Origin of the sequence: Mesonia mobilis DSM 19841 (genome assembly GCF_000423405.1) — a bacterium.
In the GTDB taxonomy this organism is placed as follows: Bacteria; Bacteroidota; Bacteroidia; order Flavobacteriales; family Flavobacteriaceae; genus Mesonia; species Mesonia mobilis.
In genome coordinates, this window is sequence record NZ_AUHX01000001.1 from 1 (window position 1) to 13,912 (window position 13,912).

At 33.0% G+C, this 13,912-nt stretch carries 6 protein-coding genes and 1 rRNA gene; 6 read left to right on the forward strand and 1 reads right to left on the reverse strand.

Annotation, left to right across the window (positions count from 1 at the left end; translation table 11 throughout):
* Positions 1-74 (forward strand): 5S ribosomal RNA (gene rrf, locus G551_RS17010); the annotation flags it as partial.
* Positions 75-475: 401 nt separating this feature from the next.
* Positions 476-2,923 carry an endopeptidase La gene (lon, locus tag G551_RS0100010; protein WP_027883627.1) on the forward strand — a complete coding sequence of 816 codons (2,448 nt, stop codon included), beginning with the start codon at positions 476-478 and terminating at the stop codon, positions 2,921-2,923.
* A 50-nt stretch (positions 2,924-2,973) separates the two neighbouring features.
* Here the strand turns inward: lon and G551_RS0100015 are convergent, their stop codons facing one another.
* Positions 2,974-5,844 carry a triple tyrosine motif-containing protein gene (locus G551_RS0100015; protein ID WP_027883628.1) on the reverse strand — a complete coding sequence of 957 codons (2,871 nt, stop codon included), beginning with the start codon at positions 5,842-5,844 and terminating at the stop codon, positions 2,974-2,976.
* 388 nt (positions 5,845-6,232) lie between these two features.
* Between G551_RS0100015 and G551_RS0100020 the strand changes: the two genes are divergently transcribed.
* Genes G551_RS0100020 through G551_RS0100035 form a run of 4 tightly spaced genes read left to right on the forward strand, consistent with a single transcriptional unit; the run spans position 6,233 to position 13,876 of the window.
* On the forward strand, positions 6,233-9,169 hold the full coding sequence (locus G551_RS0100020; RefSeq protein WP_051191140.1) for a SusC/RagA family TonB-linked outer membrane protein: 2,937 nt from the start codon (positions 6,233-6,235) through the stop codon (positions 9,167-9,169).
* A 13-nt stretch (positions 9,170-9,182) separates the two neighbouring features.
* Entirely contained in the window at positions 9,183-10,664 is a 1,482-nt protein-coding gene (locus G551_RS0100025; RefSeq protein WP_027883630.1) for a RagB/SusD family nutrient uptake outer membrane protein, read from the forward strand.
* Position 10,665: 1 nt separating this feature from the next.
* Positions 10,666-12,117, forward strand: a complete 1,452-nt coding sequence (locus G551_RS0100030; RefSeq protein ID WP_229797295.1) for a glycoside hydrolase family 30 protein — start codon at positions 10,666-10,668, stop codon at positions 12,115-12,117.
* A 19-nt stretch (positions 12,118-12,136) separates the two neighbouring features.
* On the forward strand, positions 12,137-13,876 hold the full coding sequence (locus G551_RS0100035) for a SusE domain-containing protein (RefSeq protein ID WP_084626350.1): 1,740 nt from the start codon (positions 12,137-12,139) through the stop codon (positions 13,874-13,876).
* The last annotated feature ends 36 nt before the right edge of the window (positions 13,877-13,912 follow it).

Below are 13,912 nucleotides of genomic sequence, written 5' to 3' on the forward strand. Positions count from 1 at the left end.
ATTCCGAACAGAGAAGTTAAGCTCGTTAGCGCAGATGGTACTGCTAACTGTGGGAGAGTATGTCGCCGCCTTCTTTATAAAAGCCCTTTATCATATGATAAAGGGCTTTTTTTATGACCAAAACCAAAAATCAAGAAACCACACCAACGTTAGGGATAGAGCTTTTCGACTACGCTCAAAACAAGCTAATTGTTTAAGCTCTTTTATTTTTAATCAAAATAAAAAGTGAAAAGCGAGTAGCGATAGCACGAGCCGAAGGAAAAGCCATAAAACAAATTATCTTATAGTTTTTAATCTTCATATTTATTCTAATAGAGGATATTAGTATAATTTATAAGCTTCAAACTATTTTTCTATTTGGCATAAGAATTGAACTTTATAATAAAGAATTTATAAGTTTAGTAAACCAAAGTAGAATCAATTATAATCTACCGAAATTGACGGTTATTACTGTCAAGATGACCAAAATATATTTATGAGTAAATCTAATTTTTTTAATATAGACAATTTGTCATTGCAAGGAATTAATGAGGATGCAGAATTAATCCCATTAATGACACCTGAAGATGAAGAAGAAATTAATCGAGAAGAATTGCCAGATGTTTTACCGATTTTACCCTTAAAAAATACGGTTCTTTTTCCTGGAGTTGTTATCCCTATTACTGCTGGAAGAGATGCTTCAATTAAATTAATTAATGAAGCTAATAATGGAGATAAAACTATTGGTGTTGTTGCGCAGAAAGATAGTAATGTTGAAAATCCTGAAGCTAAAGATCTTCATCAATTAGGAGTGGTTGCTCGAATTTTGAGAGTTTTAAAGATGCCTGACGGAAATACTACGGTGATCATTCAAGGTAAAAAGCGTTTTAAAATTAATGAAGTTGTTGCTAACGAACCATTTTTTAAAGCGACAGTACAATCTGTTCCAGAGGTAAAACCCGCGACAGAAAGTGAAGAGTTTTCAGCAATTATTGAATCTATTAAAGATTTATCGTTGCAGATTATAAAGGATAGTCCTACGATTCCTTCAGAAGCTTCTTTTGCTATAAAAAATATTGAGAGTCATTCTTTCTTGATCAATTTTATTTCTTCTAATATGAATTTAACAGTAGAAGAAAAGCAGAGTTTATTAGAAACTAATGATTTGAAAGAACGTGCTTTGGCGACTTTGAAGTTTATGAATATGGAGTTTCAGAAGTTAGAGCTTCGAAATAATATTCAGTCGAAGGTGCAAAGCGACATGAGTCAGCAACAGCGTGAATATTTTCTTCATCAACAATTAAAAACAATTCAAGAAGAACTTGGAGGTGTTTCTGATGAAGGAGAGATTGAAGAAATGCGCAAACGTGCTAAAAAGAAAAAATGGGATAAAAAGGTAGCAAAGCATTTTGATAAAGAATTATTCAGAATGCAACGTATGAATCCGCAAGTTGCCGAGTATTCTATTCAGCGTAATTATTTAGATCTATTTTTAGATTTACCTTGGAATGAATTCAGCAAAGATAAATTTGATTTAAAAAGAGCTCAAAAAATATTAGATCGCGATCATTATGGTCTAGAAGAAGTTAAGCGTAGAATTATTGAGTATCTAGCCGTGCTTAAGCTTCGTAACGATATGAAGTCTCCAATTTTATGTTTATACGGACCTCCGGGAGTTGGTAAAACTTCTTTAGGTAAATCTATTGCAGAATCTCTAGGTAGAGAATATGTAAGAATTTCTTTAGGTGGTTTACGTGATGAAGCAGAAATTAGAGGTCACCGTAAAACTTATATTGGAGCGATGCCGGGTAGAATTATTCAGAGTTTGAAGAAAGCCGGAACCAGTAATCCTGTTTTTGTTTTAGATGAAATCGATAAGTTAGGAAATAGTCATCAGGGAGATCCTTCTTCAGCTTTATTAGAAGTTTTAGATCCTGAGCAGAATAGCGAATTTCACGATAACTTTTTAGAATTAGGATTTGACCTTTCTAAAGTTATGTTCATCGCTACTTCAAACAGTTTAAATACAATTCAGCCTGCTTTAAGAGATCGTATGGAGATCATCAATATGACGGGTTATACGATTGAAGAAAAAGTTGAAATCGCTAAACGCCATTTACTTCCGAAGCAAATAAAAGAGCACGGTATCAAAGCAAAAGATATCAAATTAGGTAAGCCTCAATTTGAAAAAATAATTGAAGGTTATACGAGAGAATCTGGAGTTCGTGGTTTAGAAAAGCAATTGGCGAAAGTAGTTCGTTATGTCGCTAAAAATATTGCGATGGAAGAGGAGTATAACGTAAAAATTTCAACAGAAGATATTTTTAAAATTCTTGGTCCTGCGAGAGAAGCTAATAAATATGAAAATAACGATGTAGCCGGAGTAGTTACCGGATTAGCGTGGACAAGCGTTGGAGGCGATATTCTGTTTATTGAATCTATTTTATCTAAAGGAAAAGGGAATCTTAGTATTACTGGAAACTTAGGGAAAGTGATGAAAGAATCTGCAACCATCGCGATGGAATACATTAAAGCAAATGCAGAAGAATTTGGTATCAATCCTGAAATCTTAGAGAAATATAACGTGCATATTCACGTACCGGAAGGAGCGACCCCAAAAGATGGACCAAGCGCGGGAATTACTATGCTTACTTCTTTGGTCTCTTTATTCACTCAGAAAAAAGTGAAAAAGAATTTAGCGATGACTGGAGAGATTACTTTACGAGGTAAAGTTTTACCGGTAGGCGGAATTAAAGAAAAAATTCTTGCAGCTAAGCGTGCTAAGATTAAAGAGATTATTCTTTGTGAAGAGAATAAAAAAGATATTGAAGAAATAAACGAAACTTATTTAAAAGGGCTTACTTTTCATTATGTTAGTGATATGAGTGATGTTTTAAAACATGCCATCACTAACCAGAAGGTGAAAAATTATAAAGAACTTTAAATTCAACTTTAATATATAATAAAAAATCCCCTGCAATTGCAGGGGATTTTTTAGTTTGTAAGACTTTCAAAAAATTCAATTAATTTATCATCGTGATCAAGATTTAGTTTTTTCCTGAATCGATATCTTGCAGTTTCTACACCTCTTACAGAAATACCCAAAAGTGGAGCTATATCTTTATTCGATAAGCCCATTTTGATAAAGGCTGATAGACGTAATTCCTTTTTAGTGAGATTGGGTACAACCTTTCTTAAATTCTTAAAGAAGTCGTGATGAACATTTTCAAAGTTACTATCAAAGACAGCTAAATATTCTTCATCAATTTTATTTTGATGCATTTTTTTAAAGATTTCAAGAATTTTTTGATTAGACTGTTTACTCTTTACAATAGTTTTTAATTCTTTTAGATCTTCTTGAAGAGTAGAAAAGAAATTTTTCTTATTTACCAATAACATTGTGTAATTGGCTAATTCTTTACTTTTTTGTAATATATCCTTTTCTAAATGTTCTTTATCTTTTTCGATCTTAGCTTTATCTTTTTGTAGTTTAAGTTGATCAATTTCTAATTGAAGCATTTTATTAGCTCGCTGTTCTTTAAGAATCGATTTTTTATTTTCATAATTAATCTTCCGTTTTACTAAGCGTTGTATTATATAAATTAAACCTATAAATAGTAAGAAATAGATGAAGTATGCCAGTTTTGTTTGATACCATTTAGGCTGAATATAAAATCTAAAAATTGCCGGTGAAGCTTCATTGCCTAAAACATTTTTACTTTTAACTTTAAAAGTATATTCTCCGGGAGTGAGTAAATTATATTCTTTAAATGAAAGTTGTTGCCAATTAGACCAATCATTATCAATACCTATAAGTTGGTAACTATAACTATTATTTAAGCTGTTCGGCATATTTGGTGCAGCAAAAGAAAATCGAAGTGTAGTTAAATTATTAGGCAGATTGATTAGTGAGTCATTTACAATTGGTAGAAATGAAGTTTCTTGTTCTGTAGAAAAGCTAACTTTAGTAATTTCTGTTGAAATGTTTTCCGGTTTTCTTTTCTTATTGAGATTATAGAGATATAATCCTGTATGAGTTCCAATTAACACGCCATTCTCTGATATAGGAATAATAGTTTCCATACCTCGATTAAAAGTGCCTTTAGTTTGCAAAAAAATATCTTTTTCGATGAAAGGATTATTTGAATTCGTTTCAAAATAGCCTAATTCATCATCTTGAACAACCCAAGTTTTATTTAGACTTTGTAGAATTTTTCGCGGATTCCTCTTAGTGTCTATGATCTTGTTTAATTTTTCAAAAGGTTCAAATTTTTTATTTTTTTCATTAAAGTAAAAAGCACCTTTATTGGTTGAAAAAACTATTTCATCTTCCCAATTAAAAACATTTACATTAAAAGGAGAGGGCAACCCATTTTTATCGGTATAATGATCTATGGCTATCGTTCTATCTAAGTTTTCGCTAAATGTAATTTTGTAAACACCTTTATAACCGTGACAAACCCAATACGTGTAAGGTTCTTTACTGGCTAAAATATCTCTAGAAGATTCGTCGAAACCTTCAACTTTATTTCTAATTTTCCAATTGTTATTAATTAGTTGGAGAATATATATACCATTATATGAACAAACTAAATAGGCATTTTCACTTTTATTAAAAGGAATAGTTTTCCAAATTCCATTAATATTTCCAATTTTATCAACTTTTAAATTTTTAGAAATTTTATAAAGTCCTTTATCGTGATTGATAAATAATTCATCTTTAATGATAGAAAAACTCCACGCTTGACCTTGAAGGCTGTTTATTTTTTTAAAACTATTAGAATTTATAGTGTTATTGTTTAGTGATGAATAATAAACACCTTTATTGGTAGCCAAAAACAAATTATTCTCAAAAACTTGTGCATCATAAACAGAAGCTAGATTAAATAGATTAGTTCTCGGGCTATTATAATTTAAAAACTCTAGACCGTTATCAAGTAATGCCCAGACATTTTCTTTTTGGGTTTGAAATAAATTTAAAACCGTTTGACCATTTAGATTCTCTAAATTATTTACTTGAAATTTATTTTCATTTTTTTGAAGAACAATAATGCCTTGGCTTAATGTTCCTAATAGTATTTGATTTTTGTAAGCTATTGCAGAGATAACTTGATCGTTAGCATCTTTAAATAATGACTGAATTTGCTGAATACTTTCTTTTTGTTTACGAAATACATTTCCGGTATTTGTAATCAATTCTAAATTTTTAGTGATGTAGACAACCGTTTCATAATTTATAGTAGAAGCATCTAAAAATTTTTTGATTTGATTGGTAGCAAGGTCAACCTCATAAATACCTTCATTTGCATCTTGTACAAAATATCGGTCGTTCACTTGAAAGCTCTCTATAAAAGAATTTCTAGAAGGTATTTGGGTAACAGTACCATTTTTTAATAGGAATAATTTTTTAAAACTTCTAAAAATAATATTATCATTAATAGCACTAATCTGCCAAATATTCTCAAACGAAACATTATTTAATTGAAGTGTATCTTTAAGCGACTTAAAAGTGTATTCGCCAAATTGGTTTTTGCTAATCGTTCCCAATTCATTATATCCGCCAGCATAAATAACACCGTTGCTATCTTTTGCTAAGCTTCTAACAGATGAAGAATTTGGTAGTTTAATTTTATTCCAACTGCTACCATTGTAAATTAAGATACCGTCATTATTTCCAAAATACATTACACCTTTATCATCTTCAGTAACACTCCAAAATTGAGCATCTGCATCAAAATCTTGCTGTGTAAAATGAACGATACTTGGGTTTTTAGACTGTAGAGATAAATCTTGAAATAAGTCAAAATTTTGTGCTTTTATTGAAAAATGAAATAGGAAAATGATGAAAATTATCATCCAATTCATTAATAGAATCACATTTTTTTGCTTAAAAAAATAATTAATGCTTGATGTCATCTGTTAATTATGAGAATAATTTATGCTTTTATAGTGTCTTCATTTGTTTTTAGCACTAAAAACTCCTTCAAATCTATAATTTTTAAATTTATAATCACTTAAAAAATAATTATTTATAAGTATTGAAGTAGTAATGACGTACTGTTAATTTATGGTGAAGTAATCGAAGTGTATTAAAAAAACGATATCTCATCTTTTCAATTTCTAATTTTCTAAAAATTTTTAACACTAAACGAAATCGTTGTAGACTACTTGCAAAATACAAAGCTTTGTAATTAGAATTCTAAATTTTGTAAAGTTACGATAACGATTGAAATGATTATTTAAATTTTAAAATATGGGATTAAAAAACTATTTGATTTATTGTTTTTCCTTTATAGGTTTTATGGCTTGGTCACAAACAGAAAGAAATGGTCAAGTTCTAGAAGCAGTTACAGATATGCCAATTCCTGGGGTGAATGTAATTATTAAAGGAACAAATAATGGAGTAGTAACCGATTTTGACGGTAATTATTCAATTATGGCTACTTCACAAGACACACTAGTCTTTTCTTATGTAGGTTTTCAGAACAAAGAAATTCTTGTTGGTAATAAAGTGACTATGAATGTTTCTTTAGAAGAAAATACAGAAGCATTATCAGAAGTTGTTGTGGTAGGTTATGGTTCTCAAAAAAGAGAAGATATTACCGGTGCAGTTGGAGTAATAGATGCTGAAGAAACTTTTAAAGAAAGACCTAACAATGATTTAGGTTCTCTTATTCAAGGTCAAGCAGCCGGAGTTCAAGTACTTAAAAGTTCTGGGAAACCTTCTGCAGGATTTAATATTCGAGTTAGAGGTACAAGCTCGATAAGTGCAGGAAGTGATCCTTTGTATGTTATCGATGGAGTTCCTACTACAGATACTCGTTCTTTAAATCCATCAGATATAGAAAGTATTTCTATTTTAAAAGATGCTTCTTCGGCAGCTATTTATGGAGCTCAAGGTGCAAACGGTGTAGTTTTAATCACTACCAAGCAAGGAAAATCTGAGAAAGCTCAATTTCAATTTGATTCTTATGTTGGGGTAGCACAAGTTTGGAAAACTTTAGAAGTTTTAAACGCAGAACAATACCGAGATTTAATGACTGAGTTAGGCTATAATACGCAGTGGGATCAGTACAACGAAAATACAGATTGGCAAAATAAAGTATTTAGAGATGCACTATCCCATAACTATCAACTTTCTGTATCTGGTAAGAATAATGGAACTCAATATTATATTTCTGGAGGATATTTAAATCAAGAAGGCGCTGTAAGAAGTGCAGAAATGGAGCGATTCAGCTTTAAAACTAATCTATCTAAAGAAGTTAACGATTGGTTGAAAATTGGTACCAATGTAAATTATACACATTATTCAGATGTAGATGTTACCGACAATGCTGCCGTTAATCAAGGTGGAGTTTTACTAGGTGTTTTAGCAACTCCTCCAAATATAGGAGTTTATAATGAAGATGGTACGTTTACCAGTAATCCATTCCAAGACTGGGAAAACCCGATTTCAAGCACAGATGGTGCAGACAGAGGTTATAAAAATCAACGTTTACTTGGTAATATTTATACTGAAGTAGATTTTCTTAAAAATTTTACCTTCAAAACTAATTTCGGGATAGATTTTAATGCAGACCGTTATGATTATTTTTTAGATCCTTTTAGAACAAGTTATGGTAGAGCTCTAAACGGTTCTAGTCAATATAACACCAACATAAATAATTACTTTATTTGGGATAATACTTTAAGCTATAAAAATAAGTTTGGAGATCATAAAATTGAAGGATTAGTAGGAAGCGTCTATCAAAAAAATAGAGGGGAATACAGTAATATTGAAAGAAGAAACTTTGCAATTGCAGAGATCACTACACCGGGAGCAGGTTCAGAAATTGTTGGTGCAAGTGCCGGAAAGAGTGAAAAAGCGAATGCCTCTTTTATTTCTAGAATAAATTACGATTACAAAAATCGTTATTTATTAACTGCTAACTTTAGAGCAGATGGCTCAAGCAATTTTGGTCCAAATAACCGTTGGGGATACTTTCCTTCATTTTCTGTAGGTTGGAGAATCTCAAGAGAATCTTTTTTAGAAAATATTGATGAATTATCTGAACTAAAACTTAGAGCAGGTTATGGTATTGTAGGTAACGATAATCTTGGTTCTTATGCGTATTTAGCTCGTGTAGGTAGCGGCGGTAATTATCCTATTGGAGGGCAAACTATGCCGGGAACTTATCCTGCTACCATTGCCAATGACGATTTAAAATGGGAAGAGTCTGAGCAAACTAACTTAGGAGTAGACTTAGGCTTATACGATGGTAAAATCACATTTTCTGCAGATGCTTACATTAAGAAAAATTACGATTTATTGCTCAATGTGCCTATGCCTACTGGAACAGGATTTAGTTCAGCAATTCAAAACGTTGGTGAAATTGAAAACAGAGGTCTTGAATTTCAATTAAATACCATTAATTACAGTAACGAAAACTTTACTTGGAGAACATCAGCTAATTTATCTTTTAATAGAAATGAAGCTAAAGATATCGTTGGTCAAGTAATTACTCGAGGAGGTGTAGCAAGTAGAGGTAATGTGAGTTTAATTAGAGAAGGTGAACCTTTAGGTACATTTTACGGTTATGTTTGGGGAGGTGTAGATCCTGCAACAGGTAATGTTTACTATATTAATCAAGAAGGAGAAAGTACATTTACTCCAACTGCCGATGATCGTAAAATTATAGGAGATCCTAATCCAGATTTTATTTACAGCTTAGGAAATACATTTACTTATAAAGAATTTGGCTTAGATATTTTCTTACAAGGTTCTCAAGGAAATGATATTTTTAATGCTACAAAACTCCAAATGGAATCGATGATAGATTCTAAAAACCAACTAGCTTCTGTACTTAATAGATGGAGACAACCTGGCGATATTACCGATATACCACGAGTAAATACAGAAGGAAGCACAGATAACTCAAGATTATCAAACCGCTATGTAGAAGATGGTTCTTACTTAAGATTTAAAGCTGTAACCTTTAGTTATAATTTCAAACAAAATGCTTTAGATAAACTACACTTAAACGCATTAAAATTTTATGTGACCGGTGAAAATTTAATCACTCTTACAGATTATTCTGGTTTCGATCCTCAGGTGAATGCTTTTGGTGGTGATAATGCAGTACAAGGAGTAGATTTTGGTACCTATCCGCAAACTAGAAATGTAATTTTTGGAATGAATGTTAGATTTTAAAAAGAATGATATAATGAAAAATTTAAAAAAATATATAGTTTATTCAATGCTAATTGGTTCGCTAGCTTCTTGTGATGATGAGTTAGATTTAAAACCAATTTCAGAAGAAACAGCCGCTTCAGCTTATGCTACCGGTCCGCAAATACAAGCTGCATTAACCGGAGTTTACGAATCTTTTCAATCTTCAGATTATTATATCTGGGATCGGGTGATTTATCAAGATGTTCGCTCAGATAATTATTACGCTGGTGGTGATAACCCTGAAATATTTCAGTTTGATCGTGTAGAAGTTACTCCTACAAACTCTAGAGTTTATGGAATGTGGGGAAACGTTTACAACGCAATATCTAAAGCGAATGTAGTTTTAGAAAACGCCCCTTTAGTGGAAGAAAGAATAACTGAAGAAGAACGTGAGCACATCATGGGTCAAGCTTATTTTTTAAGAGCTTACCATTATTTTACGTTGGTTAAAAATTTTGGTGGAGTGCCTTTATATCTTGAATTTATTAATTCTCCAGACCCGAGTGTAACCAGATTACCTAGAGCAAGCCAAGATGAAGTATATGCTCAAATTTTAGCAGATTTAGAAGAAGCTGTCATTAGATTACCAGACGATTACGGTGACGATGCAAGTGAAAATAAAGCAAGAGCCACCAAAGGTGCTGCTAATGCTCTTTTAGCAAAAGTTTATGCGCAAATGCCAACTCCAGATTACGCAGAAGTAGTTGCTCATGCAGATGCAGTAATCAATAGTTCTGCAGGTTATAGCTTACTTTCTAATTATGCTGAATTGTTTAGCGGAAATAATTACAATAATTCAGAATCTATTTTAGAAATTCAATTTTTAGGAGGAGATGAAGGTAACTGGGCGCCGCAAATGCATTTACCACCATCGATAAGCGGAGATAGTTGGAGAAAATTTGTAACTCCATCGGTAGATCTAGTAGATGCTTTTGATGCTGAAGGTGATCAAATTAGAAAAAATGCTACTATCCTTTTTGAAAATGTTACCTGGATAGATGAATACTGGGGAAATTCACCTAATAGCAGCGTGCCTTTTGCTTACAAATGGAAAAATGCAAGTGCTTGGGCAAGTGCAGATAACGAATACTTACTTCGTTTAGCAGATATAATGCTATTGAAAGCGGAAGCCTTAAATGTGTTAGGACAAACAGCGCAAGCCGAGCAAATTGTAAATACGATTAGAGACCGAGCAGAATTAGATCCTTTAACTCAAGAGCAAACTTCTTCTCAAAGTGCAATGAGAGATGCGATCTTAAAAGAACGTCGATTAGAGTTAGCTCAAGAAGCAAAACGTTGGGACGATTTAATTCGATATGACAGAGCTATTGAAGTAATGAATAATGTTGATGATGTAGATTTAAGTACAGGTCAATCTGTGAATTACAATGTAACTGAAAAAGATTTGCTTTTACCTATTCCACAAGATGAAATAGATAGAAACCCCAATTTAGAACAAAACCCAGGATACTAAAATGATGAAGAAATTTTTTATACTTATAGCAATAGCAACAACCATAGTTGCTTGTTCAGATGAAGATATTAAACGTTATCCGCCTCCTTCAACAGGAGGAAGCGGTAGTGAAGTTGGTACAGCACAAATTTGGGTGACGAGTGGTGACGAAAGTAGATTACTTTCTGCTCAAGATAACCTAAGTATTATTGATAATAATGAAACTTCTTATCCTTCAATTACAATCAATGAAGATGAGCAAATGCAAGAAATCGAAGGTTTTGGAGCAGCTTTAACAGGTTCTTCAGCTTATTTGATTAACAATTTAAGTACTTCTCAGAAAAACAGTTTATTATCTAATTTGTTTGATCCTGAAAATGGAGCGGGAATGAGTTACTTAAGATTAACCATTGGCGCTTCAGATTTTTCACTGGAAGATTTCACTTACAACGATATGCCACAAGGGCAAGAAGATCCTAATTTAGATAATTTTTCTATTGCTCCAGATGAAGTTCATATTATTCCCGTAGCTAGTGATATTTTAGCAATTAACCCAGAAGTCAAGTTTATGGGAAGCCCTTGGAGTGCTCCGGCTTGGATGAAAGATAATGAAAGCTTATATGGAGGAAAATTAGAAGAACAATGGTATGCTACTTACGCTAACTATTTTGTAAAATATATTCAGGCTTTTGAAAATCACGGAATTTCAATAGATGCTATAACTCCACAAAATGAACCTTTACATACTGCAGGTTACCCAACAATGCGTATGGAGGCGAATGAACAAGCAAACTTCATTAAAAATGCTTTAGGACCTGCTTTTGCTGAAGAAAATATTTCAACAAAGATCATTGCGTACGATCACAATTTCGATGAAGCAAATTATCCTATGACAGTGTTAGATGATGCAGATGCTAACTCTTATGTATCTGGTAGTGCATTTCACGCTTATGCCGGTGAGGTAAGTGCAATGTCGCAAGTACATAATGCTTACCCAGATAAAGGTCTCTATTTTACAGAAATTTCAGGAGGAGAGTGGAGCACAGATTTCTCTAGTAATTTAAGATGGTATATTCAGAATATATTAATGGGGTCTACTAAAAATTGGTCTAAGAACGCTTTGTTTTGGAATTTAGCTCTTAATGAAAATCACGGACCAACCAATAACGGTTGTCAAGATTGTAGAGGAGTGGTTACGATAAATTCTTCAGGAGAAATAGAAATGAACGAAGAATACTATGCCATTGCACACTTTTCAAAATTTGTGAGACCGGGTGCACATCGAATTGGTTCTTCAGACTTTGAGAATAATTCAGGCTTAACAGGAGTTGCTTTTCAAAACCCAGATGGCAGTAAAGTATTAATTGTACTTAATGAAACCCCAACTTCCAAAACGTTTTCTGCAATTATGGGAGAAAATAGATTTGATTATGCACTTGCTTCAGAAAGTGTGGCCACAATTATTTGGGAATAAAATTTAAAAATTTAGAAAGATGAAAAAATATTATATATACCTAGTCGTTTGTTTGTCGATGTTTGGTTTCATGAGCTGTGAAAACGACGACAACTTAGATCCGGTAGGAAATTGGGAGTTATCTACTCCCGAGTTAATTTCGCCGGAAGATGCAGAAGAACTTTTACTTCAGGAAGATCGAGCTAACGAAACTTTTTATTTTCAATGGGAAGAAGCGGTTTCAACGGCAGGCTTCCAAGTTCGTTATGAGCTTCAAATAGATACTTTGGGAAGTACCGATCACGAATCTCCTATTTTAAGTATTACCTCAGATAATAACGGAAAATCAACTTCAGCAAGTATCCAAGCTTCAGCTTTAGATTTGGCTTTGTCCTATGCTGGTTATTCTGCCAATACAACTTCAGAAGTAGAATGGACGGTAGTCGCAATTTGTCAGGATACAAAAACTTACGCGACAAGATCAATTAATGTAACTCGATTTGAGAATGAATATGTTCCCAATCAATTGTTTATAGCAGGAAGTGCTACCGAAGTAGGATCTAATATTTCAGCAGCAATCCCTATGCGCCATTTAGAAAATTCTTCAGGCGAATCTACATATATTTTTGAAGCTTATACATCGTTAGAAGCCGGAGGCTCTTTCAATTTATATAGCAACCAAGAATTACCGGCTCATCAATATGGTGGCGGCGAAGGAACTATCGAAAAAAATGGAACTCCCATTACAGTTGAAGAAAGCGGTCAGTATCGTATTACCGTAAATTTAAACGATCATACTTATTCACTCTGGAAAATTGAACATTGGAGTATTGTAGGAAGTGTTATTCCAAATGCTTGGGACGGAGATGAACCTTTAGAATATATTGGTGGTGGAGTTTGGGAAACCACTATGTTTTTAACAGTTCCTAACGGAGAAACAGCTGGCGGTTTTGTATTTAGAGCTAACCAAGATTGGGGTTATTTGCTAAAAAGAATTCAAGGTACTTCGAACGAAGTTTATATGGAGTCACAAGCCGGTGATGCTGGTATTAATATTGAAGATATCCCATTAAACAATTCAGGTGAATTTACCGTAACTTTAGATTTATCGGGAGATACTTATACGTATAATTTAGAGAGTAATTTAAGCGCTCCTTCAGAAACGCCTTCAAGTTTATTCTTGTTAGAAAACGGAACTTCTATTGCTGAATTTTCTTTAGATCAAGATACATTCACTTCAGAATATTTACCATTACAAGCTGGAGTAAGTTACAGTTTAAATAGTGCTCAAGATGGTTCTGGTACTTCTTATTTTACCTCAAATATTATTGGCGCTACCGATAGTCCTGATGGCGACAGTGTAGCTGCCGGAATTTCTTTTGTAGAAGGTGAAGGAGAGTTTAATGTAGATCATGATCAAGCTTATAAGCTTAGCTTTAATTTTGCTAGTGGTAGTGGAAGTTGGCAATATTACAATATTAAATTATTCCATTGGGATCCTAATGATTGGGATGGGCGTAACGAATTTGCGATGACCTACGTTCACCCGATGCAATTCACCACAACTCAAAATTTAGAAGCTGGTTATAACCTAAAATTCAATTCACCTTGGGATGTACAGTTTGGCACACCGGAAGGCGGTGATAATTCTGTGATGAGCGGAAACTTAGTAAACGGAGGCGGAGATTTAAATCCAATCACACAATCCGGAAGTTATCAAGCCACTTTAAATTTTGATTCAACTTATTCTAACGCAACTTTCGAAATTACTGCTGAATAAAAATAAATTTCGCTAAACCTTTCTAAGCAGATGATC